Origin of the sequence: Thioclava sp. F42-5 (assembly GCF_002213195.1) — a bacterium.
GTDB lineage: Bacteria > Pseudomonadota > Alphaproteobacteria > Rhodobacterales > Rhodobacteraceae > Thioclava > Thioclava nitratireducens.
Genome location: NZ_NBNZ01000003.1, coordinates 219,331 through 245,183, shown reverse-complemented (window position 1 = coordinate 245,183; position 25,853 = coordinate 219,331). Strand labels below are relative to the sequence as shown.

General features: G+C 64.7%; 15 protein-coding genes. 8 read left to right on the top strand and 7 right to left on the bottom strand.

The annotated features are described in order from the left end of the window. Positions 1–6: 6 nt before the first annotated feature. Complete coding sequence (locus tag B6V74_RS10650; protein ID WP_088718618.1) at positions 7–363, bottom strand: YigZ family protein; 357 nt, start codon at positions 361–363, stop codon at positions 7–9. Between the two features lie 74 nt (positions 364–437). Further along, on the bottom strand, positions 438–1,412 hold the full coding sequence (locus B6V74_RS10645; protein ID WP_341865708.1) for an NAD(P)-dependent oxidoreductase: 975 nt from the start codon (positions 1,410–1,412) through the stop codon (positions 438–440). Positions 1,413–1,460: 48 nt separating this feature from the next. On the opposite strand from B6V74_RS10645, the gene B6V74_RS10640 reads away from it, so the two are divergent. Continuing rightward, complete coding sequence (locus B6V74_RS10640; protein WP_088722769.1) at positions 1,461–3,944, top strand: penicillin acylase family protein; 2,484 nt, start codon at positions 1,461–1,463, stop codon at positions 3,942–3,944. A 61-nt stretch (positions 3,945–4,005) separates the two neighbouring features. Here the strand turns inward: B6V74_RS10640 and B6V74_RS10635 are convergent, their stop codons facing one another. The 4 genes from B6V74_RS10635 to B6V74_RS10620 all read right to left on the bottom strand — a co-directional run bounded on the left by B6V74_RS10635 (position 4,006) and on the right by B6V74_RS10620 (position 15,879). Further along, complete coding sequence (locus tag B6V74_RS10635) at positions 4,006–5,298, bottom strand: HlyD family type I secretion periplasmic adaptor subunit (RefSeq protein WP_088718620.1); 1,293 nt, start codon at positions 5,296–5,298, stop codon at positions 4,006–4,008. 36 nt (positions 5,299–5,334) lie between these two features. Continuing rightward, entirely contained in the window at positions 5,335–7,230 is a 1,896-nt protein-coding gene (locus B6V74_RS10630; protein WP_088722768.1) for a cadherin-like domain-containing protein, read from the bottom strand. Positions 7,231–7,233: 3 nt separating this feature from the next. Next, complete coding sequence (locus B6V74_RS10625; RefSeq protein WP_075774791.1) at positions 7,234–9,006, bottom strand: type I secretion system permease/ATPase; 1,773 nt, start codon at positions 9,004–9,006, stop codon at positions 7,234–7,236. A 72-nt stretch (positions 9,007–9,078) separates the two neighbouring features. Next, the gene (locus B6V74_RS10620) at positions 9,079–15,879 is read right to left on the bottom strand and encodes a peroxidase family protein (protein ID WP_088722767.1); all 6,801 of its coding nucleotides are present in this window, start codon (positions 15,877–15,879) and stop codon (positions 9,079–9,081) included. Positions 15,880–16,130: 251 nt separating this feature from the next. On the opposite strand from B6V74_RS10620, the gene B6V74_RS10615 reads away from it, so the two are divergent. Together B6V74_RS10615 and B6V74_RS10610 are read left to right on the top strand one after the other, a co-directional pair. Further along, a complete protein-coding gene (locus B6V74_RS10615; protein WP_168184214.1) occupies positions 16,131–17,615 on the top strand; it encodes an ATP-binding protein in 1,485 nt (494 codons plus the stop codon). Between the two features lie 198 nt (positions 17,616–17,813). Next, entirely contained in the window at positions 17,814–18,476 is a 663-nt protein-coding gene (locus tag B6V74_RS10610) for a response regulator transcription factor (protein WP_088722765.1), read from the top strand. Positions 18,477–18,512: 36 nt separating this feature from the next. Here the strand turns inward: B6V74_RS10610 and B6V74_RS10605 are convergent, their stop codons facing one another. Further along, positions 18,513–19,286 (bottom strand): 3-hydroxybutyrate dehydrogenase, encoded by a 774-nt coding sequence (locus B6V74_RS10605; RefSeq protein WP_075774787.1) that lies wholly within the window; start codon positions 19,284–19,286, stop codon positions 18,513–18,515. Between the two features lie 317 nt (positions 19,287–19,603). On the opposite strand from B6V74_RS10605, the gene B6V74_RS10600 reads away from it, so the two are divergent. The 5 genes from B6V74_RS10600 (at position 19,604) to B6V74_RS10580 (ending at position 25,792) form a co-directional block, all read left to right on the top strand. After that, positions 19,604–21,430: an extracellular solute-binding protein gene (locus tag B6V74_RS10600; protein ID WP_088722764.1), complete on the top strand. Its 1,827-nt coding sequence runs from the start codon at positions 19,604–19,606 to the stop codon at positions 21,428–21,430. A gap of 248 nt (positions 21,431–21,678) precedes the next feature. Further along, positions 21,679–22,008, top strand: a complete 330-nt coding sequence (locus B6V74_RS10595; protein ID WP_075774785.1) for a hypothetical protein — start codon at positions 21,679–21,681, stop codon at positions 22,006–22,008. A 260-nt stretch (positions 22,009–22,268) separates the two neighbouring features. Beyond that, a complete protein-coding gene (locus tag B6V74_RS10590; protein ID WP_088722763.1) occupies positions 22,269–23,789 on the top strand; it encodes a class I adenylate-forming enzyme family protein in 1,521 nt (506 codons plus the stop codon). Continuing rightward, positions 23,786–24,433 carry a DsbA family oxidoreductase gene (locus B6V74_RS10585; protein WP_075774783.1) on the top strand — a complete coding sequence of 216 codons (648 nt, stop codon included), beginning with the start codon at positions 23,786–23,788 and terminating at the stop codon, positions 24,431–24,433. Before B6V74_RS10590 ends, B6V74_RS10585 begins: the two co-directional genes overlap by 4 nt. 138 nt (positions 24,434–24,571) lie before the next feature. Next, on the top strand, positions 24,572–25,792 hold the full coding sequence (locus B6V74_RS10580) for a multidrug effflux MFS transporter (protein ID WP_077701219.1): 1,221 nt from the start codon (positions 24,572–24,574) through the stop codon (positions 25,790–25,792). The last annotated feature ends 61 nt before the right edge of the window (positions 25,793–25,853 follow it).

Genomic DNA, 25,853 nt, shown 5'->3' with positions numbered 1-25,853 from the left:
CGCATGTCAGCCTGCGCGCAGATCCTCGAGATAAATGCGAACCGCTTCCTGCACATGACGGAATCGGTCGCCGCCCAGATGCTTGCCGCCGAACCAGCGGGTGACGACGATGATGTGGTCATAGAGCTCTTCGCGCTCGAGCATCCGCAGGATCACCATGCCGGCGCCTGCCTCACCGTCGTCGTTCTTAACCGGAGCGTCGGCCGTCAGAAGCGCCCAGGTGTTATGCGTCGCCTTGGCATATTTCTTTTTCCGGCAGAGTTCCTTGACGAAGGCCTTGGCCTCCTCCTCGGAGGTGCAGGGCCCGCCCGAAACCGCGTATTTCGAGCCGCGGTCGCTGATGATGTTCTCCAGGATGCGCATGGCGCAGGTTTATGGGCCAAGCGCCGAAGCGGCAAGGGCGGGCCGCGGACCCGATGGCCCGCCGCCCTGCCCGCTCAGCCCAGCTTGCGCAGACGGGCGATCAGCGAGGACGTGTCCCAGCGGTTGCCGCCCATCGCCTGCACGTCCTTGTAGAACTGGTCGACCAGCGCGGTGACGGGCAGCGAGGCCCCGATCTCGTCGCCGGTCTTCAGGCAGATTCCCAGATCCTTGCGCATCCAGTCCACCGCGAAGCCGAAGTCGAATTCGTCCTTCGCCATGGTCTCGTAGCGGTTCGCCATCTGCCACGAGCCGGCCGCGCCCTGAGAGATCACTTCGACCACGGCGGCGATGTCGAGATCGGCCTTCTCGGCGAAGTGGAGGCTTTCCGCGAGGCCCTGCACCAGACCCGCGATCGCGATCTGGTTGCACATCTTGGTCACCTGCCCGGCGCCGCTTTCGCCCAGACGGCGGCAAATCTTGGCATAGGCGTCGATCACCGGCTCGGCCTTGTCATAGGCCGCCGCATCGCCACCGCACATCACCGACAGCTGACCGTTCTCGGCCCCCGCCTGCCCGCCCGAGATCGGCGCATCGATGAAGGCCACGCCGTGGCCAGCCGCCTCGCCCGCCAATTCGCGGGTCACGGCAGCCGAAACCGTGGTGTGGTCGACGAAGACCGCGCCGGTTTTCATCCCCTTGAATGCGCCGTCCTTACCAAGGCAGACCTCGCGCAGATCGTCGTCGTTGCCGACACAGGACATCACGAAATCGGCGCCCTTGGCCGCTTCGCGCGGCGTGGGCGCGGCGGAACCGCCATGTTCGGACACCCATTTCTCGGCCTTGGAGACCGTGCGGTTATAGACCGTGACCTCGTGGCCCGCCGATGCGAGATGCCCCGCCATCGGATAACCCATCACCCCAAGCCCCAGAAATGCAACTTTCGCCATCGACCTCTCCCTTGCGTGAATACGAAACCGCGCCCCGTGAAGCGCGAGCGCGTTGATTGTAGCGTCGGGCTCAACTAGTAACGCGCCATCCCGGCGCGTCAACTCATGCGCCGGTCGGAGGGATTCCGGGTGAGGCGCGCAGAGGGCTCGATGTACAAGGCATTTCGATGGGGCGTTCGGCTGATCATGGCCGCGATCGTGGGCGTGGTGCTCATCGGGGGTCTGATCTATTTCTTCGCCTCGCGCTCGCTGCCCGATTACGACGCGACCTACAAGGTCACTGGCCTCACCGCCCCGGTCGAGATCGTGCGCTCCACCGAGGACGTGCCGCATATCTTCGGCAAGAATGACCCGGACGTGTTCTTCGCCCTCGGTCTGGCGCATGCGCAGGACCGGCTCTGGCAGATGACGCTGATGCGCCGCACGGTGCAGGGGCGGCTGTCGGAGGTGTTCGGACAGGAGACGCTGAAGACCGACGAGCTGATGCGGCGGCTGGGCCTCTATCAGGCGGCGGTCGACTCGGTGGCATCGCAGGACGATTACACCAAGGCCGCGCTTCAGGCCTATGCGCGCGGCGTCAACCAGTGGATCCAGATCGTCAACGAGGGCGCGATGGGGCGCGGCGCACCGGAATTCTTCCTTTTCGACAGCAAGATCTCCTACTGGACGCCCGCGGATTCGCTCGCGATCATGAAGCTGATGGCGGTGCAGCTGTCGAACCAGCTGCAGGACGAGGTGCTGCGCGCCCGCGTCTCGCTCGCCGGAAAGGATCTCGTGCGCGACATCATGCCCGACGATCCGCAACAGGCGACCGCCGCGCTGCCCGATTACGCTAGCCTGTTCCCGACAATGCGAAAAGGCATCCAGACGGCAGAGAACGGCGCGCCCGGCGCGTTCTCGCCCTTCCCCGAGCGCGGCTCTGCCGGGGCGTCCAACGCATGGGCCGCGGGGCCTGACCGCTCGGCCGCGGGCGGCGCACTTCTGGCCAACGATCCGCATCTTGGGCTCACCGCGCCCTCGATCTGGTATCTCGCGCGGCTGCAACTGCAATCGGGCGGCGTGATCGGCGGCACGATCCCGGGGATGCCGCTCGTGCTGTCGGGCCGCAACAAGGATCTGGGCTGGGGGCTGACCACGGCCTATGTCGACGATCAGGACCTGCATATCGAGGAAATCGACCCCGACGATCCGACGAAATACCGCACGCCCGATGGCTGGAAGCATTTCAAGACCAAGCGGGTGATCGTCGAGGTGAAGGACGCGAAACCCGTGACACTCACCCTGCGCTGGACCGATAACGGCCCGGTTCTGCCCGGCAGCCATTTCGATCTGGCGACGGTGACGCCGCCCCATTCGGTGATGTCGCTCAGCTGGACGGCCTTCGATCCGAAAGACACCACGATGACCGGCGCGATGGACCTGATGCGGGCGAAATCGATCCCGCAGGCGCTCGACGGCGCAAAAGAGATCGTGGCGCCTGCACAGAATATCACGCTGGCCGACAAGGATGGTGTGGCGCTGGTCACCGCCGGGAAAATCCCGCTGCGCGACCGGGCGAATGACACGCAGGGCCGGATGCCCAACGCGGGCTGGAAACCCGAAAACCGCTGGAAAGGCGCCCTGCCCTTCAAGGACAATCCGCAATTCGTGGAGCCCAAAAGTGGCATCGTCGTGAACACCAACAACAAGACGGTGGACCGGCCCTTCCCCTATAACGTCTCGTTCCACTGGGGCGACACGCAGCGCATCCAGCGCCTTTCGAAACTGATGGGCGAGCGCGAGGTGCATTCGCGCGACAGTTTCATCTCGGCGCAGCTCGATACCGTCTCGCCCGCCGCGCGCGGCCTGCTGCCGCTGGTCGGTGCGAACCTGTGGTATACCGGCGATCCCGCGCCTGACGGCACGCCCGAGCGGATGCGTCAGCGCGCGCTGGAGATGCTGGCGAGTTGGGATGGCGAGATGTCCGAGCATCTGCCCGAGCCGCTGATCTACGCCGCCTGGATGCGCGAATTGCAAAACCGGCTGATCCGCGACGAGCTGGGTCCGCTGGCGAAGAAATTCGACCACCTGGAGCCGCTGTTCATCGAGCGCGTCTTCCGCGACACCCAAGGCGCGAGCCATTGGTGCGACATCATCCAATCCGCGCCCAAGGAGACCTGCAGCGACATCGCGCGGCAATCGCTCGACGCGGCGCTCTTGGACCTGTCGAAGAAATACGGGCCGAATATCGAAAGCTGGCGCTGGGGCGACGCGCATATCGCCGAGCAGGACAATCCGGTGCTGGGCAAGGTGCCGGGGTTGAAATGGTTCGTGAATATCCGGCAATCGACGTCGGGTGGCGATTTCACCCTGATGCGCGGGCGGACCAAGGGCGGCGACGGGCCCGATCGCTTCGCCAATGTCCATGCGGCAGGCTATCGCGAAGTTCTCGATTTCGCCGATCCGGACAGCTCGGTCTTCATCATCTCGACCGGGCAATCGGGCCATCCGCTGAGCCGCCATTACGACGACCTGTCAGAGCTGTGGCGTTCGGGCGAATATATCCCGATGTCGCTCGATCCGGCACTGGCGCGGGCAGCGGCGACGGGGATCACCCATCTGGTGCCGAAGGGCGCGGCGCAAGCGGCCAACTGATCCATAATGAAACGGGGACGGACCTTGGCCCGCCCCGGATCAAATCTCAGTCGTAGCGCCCTCAGTCCTCGCGCATCGTGCGCTGCACCTGATCCGCGACCGGCTTGAGCAGGTAGGAGATCGCGGTGCGCTCCCCCGTCTGGAAGAACACCTCCACCGGCATCCCCGGACGCAGGCCCCGCCCGTCGGGCAGCACCGGCGCCTCGGTCAGCGCGACGGTGCAGAGATAGTAGTTACCGCCGCTCTCGTCCTTCGTGGCCGAGGCCGCGACGACGCGCACCTCGCCCGCCACTTCCGGCGTCGTCCGCTGGTTGAACGCGGTGAAGCGCAGCCGCACCGGCTGCCCCGGCATGACCTGGTCGATATCGGTGGTGCGCAGCCGCGCCTCCACGATCAGCTCGCCATCGGGGACGATCGCCATCACCCGCTCCCCGGGCGCGATCACGCCGTTCACCGTATGCACGCCCAACTCGTTCACCACCCCTGCGATCGGCGCGCGGATCTCGGTGCGCGAGAGCCGGTCGCGCGCCGCCACGGCGCGCTCATGCAGTTCGGCCATCTGCGCGTCGATGTCGCGCAGCTCCTTCTGCGCGGCGGTGCGCGCCTGATGATCCAGTTCCAAGATGCGCAGGTTCGACTCGCTGATCTGGCCCCGCACTCGCGCGATATTTGCCTCTATCTCTCCGGAGACCCCGTCGAGCCGCGCCATGTCGCGCTCGATCTCGGTGATCGCGCCTTTCTCGGTCAGCCCCTTCTTCAGGAGCGTCTCGAGCCGGGCATGATCTTCGCCGCGCAGACGCCGTTCGATCTCGTTCGAGTGGCGCTGCGCTTCGAGCGCGCGGATCTCCTCGTCGAACTGGTCGACCTGAGACAAAAGCTGGTCGCGGCGCAAGTCCTGCATCGCCCGGTCATGGGCCAGAAGCTGGCGCTCGCCATCCGCGATCGCGGCGGTTTCCTCGGCGGTATCGAACCCCTCCGGGAACACGATCTCGACGGCGCTGTCGCGCACTGCAAGGAGCCGCGCGCGGCGGCCGGTAAGCTCGCGGATCTGGGTCTCGACGATCCCCAGTTCCGAGCGCAGCTGCGTGTCGTCGAGGCTCAGCACGACATCCCCCGCCTGCACGAGATCGCCGTTCTCCACGCGGATCTCGCGGATCACGCCGCCGTCCGGGTGCTGCACGACCTTCAGCTGCGATTTCACCGCAACCTGCCCCTGCGCAATCACCGCGCCGGAGAGTTTCGCCTGCGCCGCCCATCCGCCGAAGACGAGGATCAGCGCGCCCAGAAATGCCGTCGCGAACAGAATCCGCGCACGGATCGAGAACAGGGCCGGATCATGGTAAGTCTTGGTCATTTTCGGTTCCCCCCACCAAAAACTCGCGAGCGCCCGTCAGACGGTCGCGTCGCAGTCAAACAGAAAATTGGCTTCTTCCAGCGAGTGATGGCCGTCGAGTTCGATCTCGAAGTCGTAATCCTCGACGCTGCCATCCTCGTGCTGCGCGCTCAGCTTGGCTTTCACGATGGTGAATTCGTGCCCCTCGTCGCCGTCTTCGATCTCGTAAGCCACGAAAACGCCACCACGCGCCTCGGCGACCTCGCCATTGGCACCGGCGTAGAACAGCCGCATTTCGCCATAGCCTTCGCCCATCGGGTCGATATGCGAGAAGTCTATCCGGTCGCCGGGCTCGAAATCGGTGATGCGGTCATGGCCCGCGCCCGCGTTGCGGATCGCAGAGACCGAGGTGAAGACGAACACGTCCTCGCCTTCGCCGCCGCTGAACAGGTTGCAGGCATCACTTGCGATCAGCTGGTCATCGCCGGCGCCGGAAGCGACGTTCTCGATACTGACGAGCGTCGCTTCGCCGGTCTCGCTCGTCATTGTCCCTGAAGACAGATCGACGGTGACCGACTCCGCGATGCGGTGCAGATCGAGCGTGTCCGAACCCGCGCCGCCATCGTAGCTGTCGCCCGTGGCCTCCGCGATTTGCGAAACCACGATGCGGTCCTCGCCCGCGCCGCCGGTCACGAGGTCTTCGCCCGCGCCACCGTCGAGCAGATCGGAGCCCTCGCCGCCGACCAACGTGTCGTTGCCCGCCCCGCCATCTAGGCTGTCCGCGCCGGAGCCACCGTCGAGATAGTCATTGCCGTCCTCGCCATGCAGCAGGTCCGCCCCGGCCTCGCCGAAGACAATGTCGTCACCCGCGCCCGCGAAGACCGTGTCGTTGCCGGCGCCGCCATAGATCACGTCCGAGCCCGCGCCGCCGATCAGCACGTCGCAACCCTCTCCGCCGTCGAGCATGTCGTCGCCCTCGCGGCCATAGAGGATGTCGTCGCCCCCCTCGCCCCGCATCGCGTCGCGGTCGGGCGTGCCGAGCAGCAGATCGTCTTCGGCGGTGCCGATCACGTCGTGATACTCGGGTGGCAGGATCAGCGCGGTCGCGGTCTGGCCGATCGACAACTCGCCGTCGCTGAGCTCGTAGGTGATCACCAGCTCGCCCTCGAAGCCCTGATCGGGCTTGATCAGCCATTCGCCCGCGCCATGGGCGATCACTTCGCCGCCTTGCGCTTGCATCGACAGGATCGAGAGCGGGTCGCCATCGGGATCGCTCGCCCCGGTCAGCAGGACCGCCGCCACGATGAAGAAGCTCTCATCCCGCCGTCCGGGCGACAGCCGCACCGGGCCCTTCGTCTCCGGCGCACGGTTGCGGGGGGCTTCGGTCGCCGCGTCCGGAGGACGGGCTTCATCGGGAGCGCCCCGGCTTTCACGCGCCTTGCGTGCAGCGGCACGGGTCGAGGTAAAGACCGGCACTTTCGGAAGATCGAGTTCCTTGACCTCGATCGCGTCCGGGAAGAACAGCGTATCGCCCTGCGCCTCCACCGTCGCCTTGTGCTTAGCGTGCCATCGCTGCGGCGAAAGCGTGAAGGGCGCGGGATTGGCGCCCGGGAACAGGATCACGTTGTCGGGCAACGGATCGGGCGGCGTGTTTTCCTCCGTAAGCACGTCACTCGGCCCCATTTCGGGGATGTGATGCGCGTTCGGCGTCTGCGGGCCGGCGGGGGCGTCGGGATCTGCCGGGGGGTGGGCCGGTCCATCCTGAACGCCTTCCGCCTGCGCCGCATCCGTGCCGAAGAGCTTGCGCGCGAGCGCAGCCCAGGCAATGGCGACCAGCCCCACCGCTGCGCGGCCGGGCCAGACCGAGCGCCGTTCCGGCGCACGGTATTTCTGCATCGGCGCGATGGCCGCTTCGTCGTCCGGGATACCGAGCTTGAGCTTGTCCTGTTCCATGGCTCAGCCCACCGCCTGCTCGATACTGTCTCCCAGCTCCGCCGCCGGTGCCGCGGGTTTTCCCTTGGGCAGTGGTTTGAGCCCGACGGAGCGGTTCACGATCTCGTCTTTGGGGCCGAAGGCCACCAGTTTGCCGCCCTGGACGAAGCCCACGAGATTCACGGATTCGAGCGCCTTCGGGCGATGCGCGATCACCACCACGATGCCGCCACGCGCGCGGACCGAGGCGATGGCCGCGCTGAGTGCCGCTTCGCCATCGGCGTCGAGGTTCGAGTTCGGCTCGTCCAGTACCACAAGGAACGGCGCGCCGTAGAGCGCACGCGCCAGACCGACCCGCTGACGCTGCCCCGCCGAGAGCGAGGTGCCGAAGGGGCCCAGCTGCGTCTGGTAGCCATCGGGCAGATGGATGATCGTCTGATGCGCACCCGCGGCCTTCGCCGCGGCCACCACATCGGCATCCGTCGCGTCCGGCGCAAAGCGCGCGATATTCTCGGCGACCGTGCCTTCCATCAGCGAAACCTCCTGCGGCAGGTAGCCGATATGATCGCCCAGCAGATCCACGCGCCACTGGTCGAGCGCGGCCCCGTCGAAACGGACATGCCCGCGCAGCAGCGGCCAGATCCCGACGATGCCCTTGGCGAGCGTTGTCTTGCCCGAGCCAGACGGCCCGATCAGGCCGAGCGCATCGCCGGCTTTGAGATCGAAACTGACATCGCCCAGCAGCACCGCGCCGGAGCCCGGCGCGACGACCGTCATCCCCTCGACCGTGAAGCTCTCGGTCGGCGCGGGCAGAGCGATCAGGCTGTCGTCATCCTCGAGCGTCGCCAGCGTGTCGCGCAGACGCGCATGGCTGCGGCGCGCGGCAGTGAAGCCCTTCCAGTTGCCGATCGCCATTTCCACCGGCGCGAGTGCGCGCGAGGCTGCGACCGAACAGGCGATGATCGCACCGGGCGACAGCTCGCCCACGATGGTCAGATACGCGCCGAGGCCCAGCAGCGCCGATTGCAGCATCATCCGCGTGACCTTCGACAACCCGCTCAGTGTGCCGGTGATGTCGCTGGTGCGCGCATGCAGGCGCAGGTGCTCCGCATTGGCGGTGCCGAACCGCTCCACCGCGCGGCGGCCGAAGCCCATCGCGTGCAGCACGTCGGCATTGCGCGTGTTGGTATCGGCGATCATCGCGCGGGCGATGGAGGCCTTCTGCAGCTCCCGGCCCGAACGGCGCGACAGCATCTCGGTGATGACGGTCAGCGTGATCAGCACGCAGGCACCACCGATGGTCAGCAGCCCCAATAGCGGATGCAGCATGTAGACGAAGCCCAGAAACAGCGGCATCCACGGAAGGTCGAGAAGCGCGATGGCCCCTGCCCCCGAGACGAAGCTGCGGATCGTGTCGACGTCGCGGCCGCGCTCCAACGCCTCGGACGTGGAATAGCCGAAGCGGGGCATTTCGATTGCCACCCGATGCGCGAGCGGCGCGAGGCGGTTGTCGATCCGCGCACCGACCCGCACGAGGATCTGGTTGCGCAGCACATCGAACAGCCCCTGAAACAGATACAGCGCGATGGCCAGAACAGAGAGTGCAAGCAGCGTCGGAACCGAGCCGCTGGTCAGCGCCCGGTCATAGATCTGCAGCATGTAGAACGAGCCCGTCAGCGCGAGCAGGCTGATCACGAAGGACAGTCCGAGGAGAAAGACGATCAGACCGCGATAACGGCCCAGACGCTCGGAAACGAGTTCTTCGCTGGCTTGAAAACGACGACGTGCGTTGCTCATGTGATCCTCCCACCAAGATCTTGAGACTTATGTACAAAGCGCCCGACGGACCCCTCCGCCGGGCGCCAACCCTTAGTTCACTCCGTTGAAATCAGAGGCGTCGAGCATGTGATGACCCGTGAGGTCGATCTCGAAATCGGCATCCAGATCGTCGTCGACATTGCCGGCGATGATGGTGTGCTCGCCATCGTCGCGCATCTCGAAGGAGACCCGCAGTTCGCCCGCGGCGCTGAAATCGCCCGCCGCGAACAAGACGAAGGATTGCGAACCGGCCGCGCCCTGATCTGCGTCGATCCCGCTCAGGTCGATCTTGTCGCCCGGTGCGAAGCCGTTGATCCGGTCGCCGTCGGCATCGGCTGCGGAGTTGAACACGAAGGTGTCATGGCCGCCGCCGCCATCCATCACGTTGACCGCACCGTTGGCGATGATCGTGTCGTCGCCGCTGCCGGTGATGACGTTCTCGAAGCTGTAGATCTGGTCGGCGGTCTCGCCGATCATCACCTGGCCGTGGCCGTTGGTGCCGTGGCCCAGATCGACCTCGACCGAGGCCTGGATCGCGGCGTAGTCGAGCGTATCCGAGCCCTCTCCGCCCCAGTAGCTGTCGGCCCCGTCATCCTCGGTCGCGATGACCGTGTCGTCGCCATCATCGGCGAAGACCATGTCATGCCCCTTGCCGGCTTCGATCACGTCGTCACCGTCGCCGCCGAAGAGGCGATCCGCCCCGCCATCGCCGAAGATCATGTCGTCGCCGCCGTTGCCAAGCGCATTGTCCGCGCCGCCGCCTGCGAAGATGACGTCATTGCCCTCCATTCCGATGAAGGTCTCGGCGGTGTCGTCGCCGACCAGCACCACCCCGTCGGACATCGCGTCGTCGGAACTGTCGTCGGCGCCGCCATCGCTGCCGCTGTTCGAGCCGTCCTGATCGGAACTCTCCGAGCGTGTGCCATAGCGGGCACCGTGAACTTCGTCCTGCGGACGTTCGCCGCCGACCACCATGTCATCTCCGCCGCCGCCGTTGAAGACGATGCGGTGATCCGAGGTGAGTCCCGAGATGTCGACCGTGTCGTCGCCCGCGTCGCCATTGATGGTGATCGTGGAATAGGCGAGGCTCGTGCCCGAGAAATCGCCCACGATCTGGACCGTGTCGCCGCGCCGCGGATTCGCGCCGTCGGGCACGCCATTGCCGTTGTCCGCTGTCACGTCGAGAGTGTTGATCGTGATTTCCTCGATATTGGCAAGTTCCGCGATCACGACACCGTCGCGTGTGATGATAATCTCGGCGTTCGCGAGATTCTGAACCGCTATCCCCGCGTCAATCGCAGCAGCGAGCGTGTAGATCGCGAAGGTCTCGCGGGTGTTGTTGCCCGACACGACGAAGCGATCTCCCGCCGCCCCATTGGCGCCTCCATCCACGAAATCGCGACCGTCCGGGCGCTCTGGCCGATTGGGACGCTGGTTCGTTACCGTCCAGACGAAGGAGTCGTCGCCCGCCCCGCCGCTGATCGTGTCATTACCCTCGCGACCGTAGACCAAGGTGTCGTTGGTCGAGCCGCTCAGATCGATCGTATTGTCTCCGGCATCGCCGGTGACGATGTTGAGGGTCTCGGTGACCTGCGTCCCGGTGAGGTCGGTGGCACGGATCGTCGCGCTCAGCGTCTCGTTGTCGCCAAGCCCGCCCGCGACGCGAAGCTCATCGTTATTGGCGCCGCGAAGTCGCATCTCCGGCGAGCCTCCGACCAGTTCGTAGGTCGCCTGCCCGTCGAAAGGTACATCCGCGCTTAGCGTCGCGATAGTTCCGCCGCCACGGTTCCCGGTGGCGTTCATCATGATATCGGACATCGGGTCCGCCGCGAGCGAGAGCATCTCGCCATTCGCGAACTTGGCGAATTCGACGCCGACGAGGATATCCACGCCATCGGTCGCGACCGGGTTCCCCTGGTTGTCGGTGCCGCTGCGAAGATCGGTGATCCGAACCGCCTGCTGGCCGTTCATCGCGATCAGCTCGATGCGGTAGTCGTCGCGGTTGCCGGTATAGAGCGCGGTGTCGGTGCCCTCCGCCCCGGTGTCGCCGAGGATGTGGCCCAGCGAGCCGTCCGAGAACACCACACGGGTGTCGCCGGTGCCGTACCAGTTCTCGATCCGGTCGACCTCGACCACCGACTGGTCGTGACGGTTGTCGCCGATCCAGTAGAGGTTCGAGTCCACGACCACGCTGTCGCCGAAGATGAAATCGGCCTGACCCGTGGTCTCGTCGCCCCCATCGCCCAGACCGGTCAGCTTGTCATCGCCGCCGCCGCCCACGAGATAGTTGTTCATCCCGTTGGAGCCGATGCCGTTCTCGTCCGCGCCGGTCAGCTCGTCATTGTATTGCGAGCCCACGAGCCCTTCGAGGAAGGCGTACTGGTCCATCAGGACCGACCCGGTGCCTGCGTTGTTCGAGGTCTGCAGGTTCGCGATCACGTTGATATAGGCGTCCTCGTAGGAGCCGATATCCATGTCGCCCTCTGTGCCGTCGCCGTTGAACTCGATCACCGGGTTGAGCTGCGCGGGGCTGTCGCCGTTGAGGCGGTCGCCATCGTTCGCGGTCGGGCCGAGGCCGCCTTCTAGCAGGTCGTTGCCCGAGCCGCCGTTGATGTTGTCGTCGCCGACGCCGCCGACCATCCAGTCCGCGCCGTTGCCGCCGAACATCTCGTCGACGCTGTCGCCGCCATCCATGTAGTCGTTGCCGTCACCGCCCATCATCAGGTCGGTGTCGCCCTCGCCATAGAGCCGGTCATCGCCGTCGTCGCCGAAGACCTCGTCGATGCCGTCGCCGCCATGGACCTCGTCATCGCCCTCGTTGCCATGCGCCGTATCGAGCACGCCGGGACCGGCGAAGATCGTGTCGTTACCGAGTCCGCCGAGAATGAAGTCGTCGTTCTCGTAATCGGTGATGTAGTCGTCGCCGTCGCCGCCATAGATGTGATCGTTACCCTGCGCGCCTTCGATGCGGTCATTGCCTTCGTCGCCGTAGAGCACGTCATCGCCCAGAGCGCCGACGATGAAGTCGTCGCCGGAGAGGCCGATCACCGTGATATGGCCGTCATTGGCCGGACCGCCGGGGATGCTCTCGGTGAGTTGGACATTGTCGATCAGGATCTGGTCCATCGAGCCCGCGAGATCGAATTTCTCGATCACGATGCGCAGGTCCAGTCCCGCAGAGGAAGCCGGGATCGGGTCGCTCACCAGCGTCACCGTCACCTTGCCACCGTTCACGGTCGGCGGGTCGAAGATGACCGAGCCCAGCAGATTTCCGTTGCTGTCGAAGAGCTTCGCCTCGCCGCCGGTCGCTTCACGGTCGAGCCGGTCGATCACGTCGAAAGTCAGTGTATAGGTCGCGTTCTCGACGAGCGGTGTCTGCACCGTCTTCGACAGGATTGCGGCATCGCCGAGGTAGGCGACCTGATCGCCGGTCAGCATCGCGCCGTCCACCGGCGGATTGGGATCGGCCGAGAGCACTTCGGTCTCGGGCGCCCAGGTGCCGCCATTGGTCAGCTGCCAACCCTGCGGCGCGCCGTTCAGGTAAGTGCCGTTCGTGTTGGTCGTGCCGACACCATTGCCCATGACCTGCTCTTCGAAGCTGCCATTGCCGACGTCGATCTGGCGCACCTCGTCGGGCAGCCGCTCCAGCGTGGCGTTGAAGTAATCGTTGTATTGGTAGGCGTCGGTGCCATCCGCCACCAGACCATCGCGGGCATTGTCGTTGATGGTGCCCGCCGAGGTCTCGCCGTCGAGCACATAGGTGGCCGAGGGCGTCGCGAAGGCGTCCGGGATATGCTCCAGCCCGGTGGTGCGCATGATCAGGTGGGCGAATTGTTCGCCAATGATCTGGTCGCCCAGATGGTGGCCGACCGGCATCCGGTAGAGGTAGTAGAAGCGGTCGCCATCCTGCAGGCGCTGCGTGAAGTCCAGCATGATGAAGCTGAACGTCGTGCCGAGCGGGCCATCGAACATCGGCTGTTCGGCCAAGCCGCCGACCCAGAGGTCGATATCCCAGAAGCCCTGATCGCCCGAACCGCCCGAGAGCGTCCAGCCCTCGCCCGGAGTGTAAGTGGGCTCGCCCGAGCCGCGCATGAACATCAGCGCCGCGTCATGCAGCTGATCGGACGGATCCGCCGCCGCATCGATGATCGCCTGCGCCTTCTCGCGGATCTGCCGCAGCTCGCCCGTGCCCGCCTGATAGGCGTCGCGCGCCTCTTGCAGCTTGAACGTGCCCGCTTCGTCCCGGCCATAGGCCGCGATGAAGTTCACCAGCGATTCCGGGGTGCGCAGATGCGCGCCGAAATCTTCCCAGCTGTGATAGGGCGCGATGCCCGCGCCATTGGCGTTGTTCGAGGTATTCTGCATCAGCCCGTCGAAGACCTGCTGGCGCAGTTCGTTCAGCGTCGGCAGCCCGACATCGCGACCGCGCGCGATATTCAGCGCGGCCAGGTCGAGCGGCACGCCGACCAGCGACTGCTGCAGGGCCGCGGTGACGAATTCGTCCATCTCGTTGCCTTGCTGGGACAGCAGACCCGCAGCGATCCCGGATGCGCCGTAGGCGTCGAACTGATCGGGATTGAGGAAGACGTCGAAGAGACCCCTTTCGACATAGGTCGGCACGTAGCCCGGCTCGCCCGGATGGACGCCGGCGTCGTCAGTCACCGCGATCTGCACGGTCTCGCGCAGTTGCGAGTGGCCTAGACGGAACACCGCCTGCGCGAATTCAAGGCTGATATTGAGGTTGATATCGGCCGAGTAGGACACGAATTCCGGCAGCGCCGGGTAGAGCGTCGTCATGTATTGGTCGACCGCGACGTGGTTGTACTCGCTCTCGGTGATCAGACGTGCGGCCTGGTAGACGCGTTCGCCATCCCAGGTGAGGCTGTCGACGATGTCCTGCACCGCCCCTTCGTCGTTCAGGTTCGTCGTTGCCCAGCTGTCGAAGGTGGCCTGATCGACATCCACCGCGAGCCAGCCCTCGTTGGCCGCGTCGGTCCCGTTCAGGCCACTGAGGTCACCGGTTTCGATCGCATCGCGGATCGCCGACATCATGATGTTATGGGCCTGGATGTTGTGCTCTTCGTGGAAAACGTGGTGGACCGAGGTGAGCGTGATGTTCTCGTTCACGCGGCCGTCGCCCGAGACCTTGTGACGGGCCAGAAGCGCGTCGTCATAGGTGAAAGCGCCCGAATTCGGATCCGAGGCCGGGTTCAGCTCGTTGCCCTGGAAGTCGAGGCCCGGCGTCGCGCCATGCGCGATATCGATCAGGATCGGCTGGTTCGTCGTGCGCACTTCGCCGATATCAGCCGCCGCGCAATGGCCGTCCATTGCATCCTGCAGCGTCCAACGCACGAAGGGATCGTAGCCCGCGGCTTCCAGTTGCGCGTAGGACTCGTAGGTCATGCCGTTGATATCGATCCCGATCGTGGAAGCGATCTCGTCGATATCGGCGATGCTCTGATCCGAACGGAAGTGGAAACCCTGCTGCGGCGTGAAGTTCAGCCGACCGATCGCATCGGCGTTGATCCACGGGCAATCGAGCACATCCGTGTCGATCAGTTCGACGCCGATCCGCATCGCGTTGACCTTCATGTCGGCCCAGGTCGCAAGCTCGTCCTTACCCGTGACCTCCGTGCCATCGGGCGCGATTGCCGAGCCGTCCGAAACGTCGAGCGCCACGAGATTTCCATTCGCATCCTGGCGATGGACGATCCCGTCCTCGGATCCGGTGATCAGCCTGCCAGTGACGACGCCGTTGGCATCGTAGTGCCGCAGCAGCGCGTTGACCGACTCGTGCGAGCCGTAGGTCTGGCTCTGATCGATCATCAGGCCGGTATTGTTGTTGTAGAGCGGCGTCACGCCGGGCAGCAGGTTGCCGTAATCGTCGAAATCCGAATCCGGGTTCGACAGCTTCGCCCGGCTCAGCATCATCATGTTCGAGACGCCGGAGATGTAGGCAGGATCGGCGGGGTCGATCCAAAGCGGATCGTTCGGGCTCAGCGGGATCATGACCACGCCGCCGGTCTTCTGGATGAAATCCAGCCCGTGATCGAAGAACTGACCGAAGGCCACGAACCATTCGTTATAGCTCACCCCGCCCAGCACGCCGGGATTCGGGATGAACGCGGTGGTGATATCGCCCACCACGGAGTTCGACACATCCACTGCCGAGCCGCCAAGCGCGTTCATCGCCGCGACCGCAGCCGGGTTGTAGTTCGGATCGGTCATGTCGACATTCGAGCTGCTGATCAGCTGCGAGATCAGGCGCGGCGTCGAATCCACCACGACAGAGCTGTTGAGGATATCCAGCGTCGAGCCATCGCTTGTGAACTGGTATTCCGGCTGCGCGTCCGACATCGCGGTCATCATCGACGTCGCATCGACGGTCGGCAGGTAGCCCGGTGCACCCGGTGCCACGCCGTTCGAGTCGGCCACGAACATCGAGGGCGACATCGACATCGGGTTGTCGACCAGCACCTGCTTCGAGGTCGGGACATAATCGAGATCGCCGGGCAGACGGCCCTCGCTATCGGGCAGCACCAGCGTCACCCACATCTTCTGCACGGTCGCATAAGAGGTGCCGTATTCCGGCTCGGTCGGGTGGTTTGTCATGAACATACGCAGGAACTCGGTATCGGCCTGCCCCCAATCGGGATGCACGTTGCCACCGCCGGTCCAGACGACGTTGCCGTTCTCATCGACGGTATAGCCGCCCGCGAGGTTGTTGTTGTGGCCCGACACTTCGCGCACCCCGTTCGGGTCGAGCGCGCTCGTCAGTCGCGAATAATCGTTCAGGATATTTGCCTGTTGCAGCAGATAATCGAGATCGGCTCCGGCCAGTTTGATCGTCATGGTAGCCCCCTAAGACCAATTCGGCCCGCGCATCGCGGTCCGTGTCACACCCATTGCCGAAGCTCGGTTCATAGGAGGCTGTGCGAGACGGCAAACACCCCTGCGCCGCATCTCTCGCCGACACCCCCACAAGCTCGGCGCTTTTCCTGTTTCCATGAGGCCATCGAATCGGGACGACGAAAATTGTCTTAGGTCCAACGCGATTTTCCCCTATGGTCGGGAACGCTCCTCGCCAAAGGACGCAAGGGAACATGGGACGAAGGTCTAAGAGCGATGCGACCAAGGTCGGGGATGTGGGGGCCCCGGACCGGGTGCAGCCGGTGCGCAACCCGCTGCGCTGGTTTCTGGGATTTTCGTTATCCCTTCAGTTTCTGGTGGGTCTGGGCCTGGTGCTGAGCCTCTTGCTGGCTTCCCTCGCCTATTGGATCAACAACCGCGCGACGACCCGGCTTCTCGACGCCTCTGCCGACACTGCCGCCTTCTACATGCAGAACCTTCTGCAGCCGCATGTTCAGGCGCTGGGCCGATCGGATGCGTTGCGCGCCGAAGATCTCGCCGCGCTGCACGCGCTCGCGGAGGGGTTTCGCAAACAGGGCAACTTCCTCGCCATCAAGATCTGGAGCCGCGAGGGCAAGCTGATCTTCGCGCCCGATGCAGGGCTTGGCCATGTGCTGCCCGACGACGAGATCTTCGAGGCTCTCAAGGGGAATGTCTTCGGAAGGTTTCCCGATCTCGAGGACGCGGCCCATGATGCCGAGCGCGCGCTGGGCGTGCATCTCTATGAAATCTATGCGCCGCTGCGAGACCTGGAGACCGGCACCATTCTTGCCGTCGGAGAATTTTATCAGAACGCCGATGTGGTCCGGGGCGCGCTGCTGACCTCCGCCAAGACGACATGGCTCTTTGTCGGGCCAGTGGCGATCATCGTCTTCACCATGCTGTTCCTGATCGTGCAGCGCGGCAGCCTGACGATCGAGCGCCAGACCGTCGAGCTCCGCCGCCAGTTCGCCGAGCGCGAGCGGCTGCTGCTCGGCAATTCGCAACTGCACCGCTCGATCGCCGAAGCCGCGCGGAATGCCGCCGATATCGACGAGCGCGCGAAACGTCGGATCGGCGCGGACCTGCATGACGGCGCCTGCCAGCTTCTCTCCTACCTGGTGCTGGAGATCGACCGGCTGGAGCATCTGATTCGTTCGCCCGGGGCGACCGATGAAGCGAAAGCGGCCGGGATTGTCTCGGAAATCAAAAAAGTTGCGCGCAAGACGATGGAGGAAATCCGTGCCATCTCGAGCGGATTGGTCGCGCCGCAATTCGACGCTGCGCCGACGCTGGCCGCGCTGGTCGAAACGCTCGCCACCGATCACCGCCGACGCACCGGTTTGGAGGTCACGCTTTCGCTCGCACCTGACGCTCCGGAACTGTCCGAGACGACGCGGCGCACCTTGGGCCGGATCGTGCAGGAAGCGCTGGCCAATGCCGCGCGACACGCTCCAGGCTCGACGCAGAAAATCGAAACCTATCAAGAGGATGGCGATTTCGTTCTGCGCATAAGCGACAGCGGCGCGGCCCCCGGCCACCCCCCCCCGCAGGAGCGCGAATACCGCGAGGGCGGGCTTGGTCTGCCGGGGATGCAATTCCGGGCGCAATCGCTGGGAGGCACGCTCGAGTTCCGCTTGCTTGAGCCGCAGGGATCGGAGGTGATCTGCCGTATCCCGCTCGAACCGGAACGCCGCTGAAAGTGACGCAAAGGTAAACCCTTGGAGCTACGCCCATACACCGATGGGGCTAGATGATAAGCGTCTTTCTTTATTGTGTTTCTTCAAGACCTCTTCATTCTGGACGTCCGGGGGGAAGACGGATTTCGCGACAGTCCGGATGGCTTGGCCTTCACGCGTTGGGGAACGCGGTCGCGGGATCGTTCAAGGGGTATTTCGATGTCCGATTTTGTGCCGACGACGGCTTGTATTGTAGACGACCATCCAATTTTCCGGCAGGGGCTGTGCGCCGTGCTGCAGGACGCGCTCGATATCGACGTGCTCGATCAAGGCAGTTCCGCCATCGACGCGATCGAGCTTGCCCGGGCGCGACGGCCCGACGTGATGATCCTCGATCTCAGCATGCCCGGCGGCGGGTTGAACGCGCTTCGCAAGATCATCGATCACGACCCGTCCATGCAATGCATCCTGCTGACCGCCTGCGACGAGCCCGCCACCGCGATCGAGGCGATGAGCGCGGGGGCGAAGGGCTACATTCTCAAAGGGGTCGGCGTCTCGGAACTCCAGGCGGCAATCGACGCGATCCTGCACGGCGGCACATTCGTTTCGCCGAGCTTCGCGGCGGCGCTGCTGCAGGCGGCACTTTCGGGGCAGGAAAGATCCGAGAGCGAGAGCCTGACCCACCGCGAAATGCAGGTGCTGCGCGAGTTGGAGCGCGGCAAGACCAACCGCGAAATCGCCAAGCGCCTCGCGATCAGCGAGAAGACGGTGAAGTTCTACATGACCAATATCATGCAGAAATACGGGGTGAAGAACCGGCTGGAGGCCGTGATCGCGCATCGTCAGGCGCATGAGCGTACGCTCTCGTCACGCCCCTATTGAAGAGGCGGAGCGAAACCGCTCCGCCAGTCTTTCAGGTTACAGCGCGGTCCAGCCGCCATCGACCGAGATCGTGGTCCCGGTGATCTGCGCCGCCGCGTCCGAGCACAGGAACACGGCGGTGCCGCCGATCTGCTCGACCGTCGCGAATTCCTTCGACGGCTGGCGCGCGAGGATGACCTTCTCGATTACCTCTTCCTCGGTCATGTTGTATTCCTTCGCCGTGTCGGGGATCTGCGCCTCGACGAGCGGGGTTTTCACATAGCCCGGGCAGATCGCGTTGACGGTGATGTCTTCCTTCGCGGTCTCGAGCGCGGTGACCTTGGTCAGGCCCACGACGCCGTGCTTGGCCGAGACATAGGCCGATTTATAGGGCGACGCGGTCAGACCGTGCGCGGAGGCGATGTTGACGACCCGGCCCCAACCCGCCTTGCGCATCATCGGCAGCGCGACGGCGGTGGTGTGGAAGGCCGAGGTCAGCATGATCGCGATGATCGCGTCCCACTTCTCGACCGGGAATTCCTCGATCGGCGAGACGTGCTGGATGCCAGCATTGTTCACGAGAATATCGCATTTGCCCGCCTGCTCGATCAGGGCGCGCGCTTCGGCACCTTTCGAGAGATCGGCCTTGATGTAGCGCGCGGTGACACCGAATTCCGATGCGATATCGGCGGCGAGCTTATGATCCTCGTCGCGGTCGGTGAAGGAGTTGATGACAATATCGGCGCCCGCGCGCGCGAGTTCGCGCGCGACCCCGAGACCGATCCCGGAATTCGACCCGGTAATGACGGCGGTTTTTCCCTGAAGCGACATGTTCTCTCCTTCGGTGACGTAAGTGACGGATTCGCCGGGATCATGCCGCGCCGCGCGTGCGAACGCCATGCTGCAAGCGCAATACCGCGTGAGATCGCGGTGAGGGCCTTGTTTTCTTGGGTAATGAGGTAAAAAAAGACGCCCGCGCTAGGGCGGGCGTCAAGTCATGAGGCAGGTTTCATACAGGCAAGAAACCTATCGAGCAGTGCATCCCTTATAAGCAATCCTGCGCCGCTCTCCAAGGGAAAAGTTTGCGCAGTTTCAAACCTCTCGCTAGCTTGGCGCCAATAAATGCAGGCAAGGCAGGGATTGTTAACATGACGAGATCGGTGTTTTTCCATTTACTCGGCGGGGCTCTTTTCGGGCTCGCCCCTGTATTTACAGGGATCGCTGCCGCGGAGCCACAACCTGCGATTGCAATGTACGGCGAGCCTGCACTTCCCGCCGGCTTTACCCATCTGCCCTACGCCAATCCCGATGCCCCAAAGGGCGGCGAGATCAGATTTGGCGTGGCCGGCATGTTCGATTCGCTCAACCCGTGGATCCTGAACGGGAGACCGGCGGAAGGAATCAGCCGCTATGTCGCCGAATCGCTGATGGGCCGCTCGATGGACGAGCCTTTCACGCTCTACGGACTTCTCGCCGAATCGGTCGAGACCGACCCGGACCGCACTTGGGTGGAATTCACCCTGCGCCCCGAGGCCAAGTTCTCGGACGGCAACCCGGTGACGGTCGAGGATGTCATCTGGTCCTACAAGACGCTCGGGACCGAAGGCCATCCGCGCTATCAGAACGCCTGGTCGAAGGTCGAAAAGATCGAGAAGACCGGCGATCGCAAGGTCCGCATCACCTTCAAACCCGAGGTGAAGGACCGCGAAATGGCGCTCATCATGGGGATGCGCCCGGTTCTCGAGAAGTCGCAATGGGAGGGGCACGACTTCGCCTCCACCACGAATATGGCTCCGATCGGCTCCGGCCCCTACGTCGTGGGCCGCGTCGATCCGGGCAAATATATCGAGCTGAAACGCAACCCCGATTACTGGGGGAAGGATCTGGGCTTCAACAAGGGCCGGAACAATTTCGACACGATCCGCTATGATTATTTCGGCGATGGCGGCGTCGTCTTCGAGGCCTTCAAGGGCGGCGAGACCGACAGCTACACCGAATGGAACGCGGCCGACTGGGGCCGGAACTACGACTTCCCGGCGGTGCAATCGGGCGACGTGATCAAATCCGAGATTCCGAACGGGCGTCCCTCGGGGATCAAGGGGCTGGTGATGAACACCCGCAACCCGGTTTTCGCGGATTGGCGGGTGCGTCAGGCGATGATCGACGCGTTCAACTTCGAATTCATCAACAAGACCATCAATGGCGGCGCGGAGCCGCGGATCTCGTCCTATTTCTCGAATTCCGAGCTGGGGATGGAGCACGGCGCCGCTGCGGGCAAGGTGAAGGCCCTGCTGGAACCCTTCGCCGATCAGCTCCCGCCCGGCACGATCGACGGCTACAGCCTGCCTACGTCCGACGGCGGCGTGCGCAACCGCAAGAACATGCGCGCCGCCGCGAAGCTGCTGGAAGAGGCCGGCTGGCAGGTCGACAGCGATGGCGTTCTGAAGAAGGACGGCAAGCCCTTCACCTTCGAGATCGTGCTGCAACAGGGCGCGGCCGAGACGCAAAGCATCGTCGATATCTATACCGAGGCGCTCAAGAAGCTGGGTATCTTCCCGAAAGTGACCGTGATCGACGATGCGCAATACACACAGCGCACCAATTCCTATGATTTCGACATGGCGTGGTACTGGCGCGCTCTGTCACTGTCGCCCGGCAACGAGCAGAACCTCTACTGGGGCTCGAAAGGCGTGAAAGAGCCCGGCTCGCGCAACTGGATGGGCATGAATTCCCCAGCCGCCGAGGCGATGGTGAAGGCCATGCTCGATGCGAAAAGCCACGAGGATTTCGTCGCCGCGACCCGTGCTCTCGACCGGGTGTTGACTGCGGGCCGCTATGTCATTCCGATCTGGTACGCACCGGTTGACCGGATCGCCCATATCAAGCAGCTTCACTACCCTGAGAAGACCCCGCTATACGGGGCATGGCCGGGCTTCGAGCCCGATGTCTGGTGGTACGAAGAGGCAGGACAATGAAGAAACTCATCCTTCTGGCAGCGATCGCTGCGGCAATGGCGGGCTGCAACACGGTGGCCGGTGTGGGCGACGACATCTCCGGCGGTGCCCGTTCGGTGCAGGGCTGGTTCAGGTAACTCCCGGAATTCAACGCGATATGGAACCGCGCGAGCTATCTCGGCCTTGTGCCTTGCAAAGCCCCGCGCGCGTCCCTTTCTCAGTATGAGGGTCACCCGCGACACGAGCCGTGAAGAAAAGGATCAAAAGCGATGAAATGGCACCATATCGAGGAAAACTGGGCGGCATTTTACGAGGCTATCGTGGATCGGTGGCCGGATGCCGACGAGGCCGAGCTTGACGAGATCGACGGCGATCAGAAAGCCTTCATCCGCTATATCGCCGAGCTGACCGAACAGGAGCCCGCCGACGCGCGCGACGAAATTCGCGACTGGATGCGAGGCGAATTGCCCTCCGACGTGATCATGGACCCGACTCATGACGGTCACTCGATCGCGGCCTCCTCGAAATACGTCCCCGAAGGCGAGGACGAATATGACGACGACGCGCGCTTCGGCGACGACGAGGAAGAGGACGAGTAAGCTTAGCCCGCGCATAGGCGCGCAAACTTCACGTCACATGGGCGCTTTGCTCCCGCGCACGGTCGCACATGGCTAAAGTTGCAGGGGGCTCTGCCCCCGCTGCGTCGTGGCCCTTCCTCTGCGCTCCGGGCGTTCGGCGGGGCGTCCTTCCATTGGAAGGCAGCTCGTCCCACCCCAAGATAATTTCGCCAAGGCGAAGTCAGAGTGAAGGGCGCGCGTTCGGGCTTGCTCGGGCGCGCGCCGCGTCCTAGCTAGGCGGCATGGATTCAGTTTACCGCACAGACCCGATCCCCGCCCCGCCGAGCGCCTTCAACATGGCCGCGCATGTTCTGGCGGCAGGCGCGGCGACCCCGGACAAGCTGGCGATGCAGATCGTGAAGCCTTCGGGCGCGCAGCGCTGGTCCTATGGGCGGCTGACCGCGGCGGTGCGCGGTGCGGGAACGCTGTTGTTGGACGCCGGGCTGACGCCCGGGGATCGTGTGATGCTGCGGCTGGGCAACGGTCCGGAATTTCCCATCGCTTTCCTTGGCGCCATCGCAGCCGGGCTGGTGCCGGTGCCGACATCGGCGCAGCTGACCGAGGCGGAGATTACCAAACTGGCGGGCGATCTCGATCCGGCGGCTGTCGTGGCGGGGGAAGGGATCGCCCTGCCCGATCATCCGGCGCGCGTGATCCCCGCCGATATTCTGCGCAAGGCCGAGGACGCCGCCCCCTGCGACTACGCAATGGGCGATCCGAACCGCCTCGCCTATATGATCTTCACCTCCGGCACGGGCGGCTCGGCGCGCGCCGTGATGCATGCGCATCGCGCGATCTGGGCGCGGCAGATGATGTATCGCGGCTGGTATGGCATGGGGCCCGACGACCGTCTGATGCATGCAGGCGCCTTCAACTGGACCTATACGCTCGGCACCGGGCTGATGGACCCGTGGACGCTGGGCGCCACCGCGCTGATCCCGGCGGACGGCGTGGAGCCGCGCAGCCTGCCCCTGCTGCTCAAGCGCTTCGACGCGACAATCTTCGCCGCCGCTCCCGGGGTCTACCGGCAAATCCTGAAACATCATGAGGCGCTATCGCTGCCGAAGCTACGCCATGGGCTGAGCGCGGGCGAGGCGCTGCCGGAGCCCACGCGCGCGGCCTGGATCGCGGCGACGGGCACCAGGGTCTATGAGGCGCTCGGCATGTCCGAATGCTCTACCTTCATCTCGGGCAGTCCGGACCATCCCGCGCCGCCCGGCACCTGCGGCTATCCGCAGGCGGGCCGTCATGTCGCCGTGCTGGGTGAAGACGGGCAACCGGTGCCGCGCGGCGAGCCGGGGCAGCTGGCGATCCATGAAAGCGATCCGGGGCTCTATCTGGGCTATTGGAACGCGCCCGAAGAATCTGCGGCGCGCCGGGTCGGCCCGTGGTTCGTCACCGGCGACACGGTCTCGATGGGCGAAGATGGTGCGATCACCTATCTCGGACGCGGCTATGATATGATGAATGCGGGCGGCTTCCGGGTCTCGCCGATCGAGGTCGAAGAGATCATGCATGACTGCCCCGGCGCGGGCGACGTGGCCGCGGTCGAAATCGCGGTGAAAGCCGATGCAAGCGTCATCGCACTGGCCTATACCGGCGACGCCGGGGAAGAGACGCTGCGCGCCCATGCCGAGGCCCGGCTTGCGCGTTACAAGCAGCCGCGCCTTTACGCCCATATCGCCGCCCTGCCCCGCAACCGCAACGGCAAGGTGCTGCGCTCGGAAATCCGCACCATGCTGCAACAGGAGGTCACCTCATGATCACGCTCGATATTTTCGCCGATCCCGTTTGCCCGTGGTGCTTCATCGGCAAGGCGCGGCTCGACCGGGCGCTCGCCCAACGCCCCGACCACCCGTTCCAGCGTGCGTGGCAGCCCTTCGAGCTGAACCCGACGATGCCGCCCGAGGGGATGGCGCGCGCCGATTACCTGCAGGCGAAGTTCGGTCAGGACGGAGCGGCGAAGATGCATGTGCAGCTGCTCGAGATCGCGGAGGCCGAGGGCTACGATTTCCACCCCGAGCGCGTCACCCATCAGCCGAACACCCGCAACGCGCATCGCCTGCTCTATTGGGCGGGGCTGGAAGAGCGGCAGGAAGAGGCGATGGAGGGGCTGCTGGCCGCACATTGGAGCGACGGGCGCAATATCGGCGACTCGACCGTGCTGTGTGAAGTGGCCGAGGCGGCGCGGATGGACCCGCGACTGGTGGAGCGGCTGCTGGCTTCGGATGCCGATATCGACACGATCGTCGCCAAGGAACAACATGCGCGCGAGCGTGGGATCAACGCGGTGCCCTCGGTCGTTGTCGCAAATGCTCATCTGGTGAGCGGCGCGCAACCGACCGAGCTGTGGCTGCAGGTCATCGACGAGCTGTCCGGCACACCGTCCGACGCGACCCAGCACTGACCGAGTTGTCCGGCGTCGCAGCCGCCGTCACTATCGCGTGAGCGCACAGGGGGCTGCGCGCCCGGCCCTCTGGCCAAATCGGCGCAGCTCCCTATGCTCGCGCTTCGAATAGATCCGACTCTCGGAAAGTCCCCCAGAATGTCCCACATCTCTGACGCGCCCCGGGCGCGCACGCCCCTTTCGCTGCCCGAACTGACGGTTATGCTCGCCTCCTTGATCGCGACGGTCGCCTTCTCGATCGACGCGATGCTGCCGGCACTGCCGCAGATCGCGGCAGAGTTGAGCCCCGACGCGGTCAACCGTGCGCAGCTGGTGCTGACCGCCTTCGTGCTGGGCATGGGCGTGGGCACGCTGTTCGCCGGGCCGATCTCGGATGCGCTGGGGCGGCGCAAGACCATCGCGGGGGGGATTGCGATCTACATGGTCGGTGCCTTCGTCGCCGCCCATGCGCAAAGCCTCGAAGCGCTTCTGGCGGCGCGGGTGCTGCAAGGGATCGGCGCATCGGGTCCGCGGATCACGGTTATGGCGCTGGTGCGCGACCTCTTCGCCGGGCGCGAGATGGCGAAGATCACCTCATTCATCATGATGATCTTCATCCTCGTGCCGGCCGTCGCCCCCTCGATCGGCCAACTGGTGATCGCTCTCGCGGGCTGGCGCGGCGTATTTTGGGCCTTCATGGTCTTCGGCTGCGTCGGCGTGAGCTGGCTGATGATCCGCCAACCCGAAACGCTCGCCCCCGAGGATCGCCGTCCCCTGAGCGTATCCAAGCTGCGCGCCGCGGCGCTGGAGGTGATCACCCATTCGGATGTGCGTCTCTATATCGTGACGATGACGCTGGGCTTCGGGCAGATGTTCGGCCTGCTGTCCACCGCGCAGCAGCTTTACGCGGCGCATGGCGTCACCGACACCTTCCCGATGTGGTTCGCGATCGGCGCGCTGCTCGCGGGCTCGGCCACGATCTTCAACGCGCGCTACGTGATGCGGCTGGGGATGCGCAAGATCGTCAAGGGGACCTATATCTCCCAGGTGGCGATCTCGACGGTGATGCTGGTGCTGGTGTTGCTCGGGTTCACTGACGGCGCGGCGGGCTTCCCGTTCATCTTCATCTACTCCGTCTCGGTCTTCGCGATGGCGGGCCTGACCTTCGGAAATCTCAACGCGCTGGCGCTGGAACATATGGGCCATATCGCGGGCATGGCGGCGTCCATCGTGTCGGCGATTTCGACCGTCGGCGCGGTGATTATCGCAGCCCCGGTGGGCCTGTCCTTCAACGGCACTGCGCTGCCGATGGTGATCGCGACGCTGACCTGCTCGAGCCTCGCCTGGTGGCTGATCCGCAAGACGCAGGAAACCGGCTGACGGGGCTTTACGCGCAGGTGCAAAAGCTACATATGCGCGCATCGCCCTTGTCACGGAGCCT

Excerpts from the sequence above, each read along its gene's own strand:
- B6V74_RS10625 (WP_075774791.1), bottom strand. The coding sequence starts at position 9,006 with ATGAGCAACGCACGTCGTCGTTTTCAAGCCAGCGAAGAACTCGTTTCC.
- B6V74_RS10640 (WP_088722769.1), top strand. The coding sequence starts at position 1,461 with ATGTACAAGGCATTTCGATGGGGCGTTCGGCTGATCATGGCCGCGATC.
- B6V74_RS10580 (WP_077701219.1), top strand. The coding sequence starts at position 24,572 with ATGTCCCACATCTCTGACGCGCCCCGGGCGCGCACGCCCCTTTCGCTG.
- B6V74_RS10595 (WP_075774785.1), top strand. The coding sequence starts at position 21,679 with ATGAAATGGCACCATATCGAGGAAAACTGGGCGGCATTTTACGAGGCT.
- B6V74_RS10650 (WP_088718618.1), bottom strand. The coding sequence starts at position 363 with ATGCGCATCCTGGAGAACATCATCAGCGACCGCGGCTCGAAATACGCG.
- B6V74_RS10585 (WP_075774783.1), top strand. The coding sequence starts at position 23,786 with ATGATCACGCTCGATATTTTCGCCGATCCCGTTTGCCCGTGGTGCTTC.
- B6V74_RS10590 (WP_088722763.1), top strand. The coding sequence starts at position 22,269 with ATGGATTCAGTTTACCGCACAGACCCGATCCCCGCCCCGCCGAGCGCC.
- B6V74_RS10635 (WP_088718620.1), bottom strand. The coding sequence starts at position 5,298 with ATGACCAAGACTTACCATGATCCGGCCCTGTTCTCGATCCGTGCGCGG.
- B6V74_RS10615 (WP_168184214.1), top strand. The coding sequence starts at position 16,131 with ATGGGACGAAGGTCTAAGAGCGATGCGACCAAGGTCGGGGATGTGGGG.
- B6V74_RS10630 (WP_088722768.1), bottom strand. The coding sequence starts at position 7,230 with ATGGAACAGGACAAGCTCAAGCTCGGTATCCCGGACGACGAAGCGGCC.
- B6V74_RS10620 (WP_088722767.1), bottom strand. The coding sequence starts at position 15,879 with ATGACGATCAAACTGGCCGGAGCCGATCTCGATTATCTGCTGCAACAG.
- B6V74_RS10600 (WP_088722764.1), top strand. The coding sequence starts at position 19,604 with ATGACGAGATCGGTGTTTTTCCATTTACTCGGCGGGGCTCTTTTCGGG.
- B6V74_RS10610 (WP_088722765.1), top strand. The coding sequence starts at position 17,814 with ATGTCCGATTTTGTGCCGACGACGGCTTGTATTGTAGACGACCATCCA.
- B6V74_RS10605 (WP_075774787.1), bottom strand. The coding sequence starts at position 19,286 with ATGTCGCTTCAGGGAAAAACCGCCGTCATTACCGGGTCGAATTCCGGG.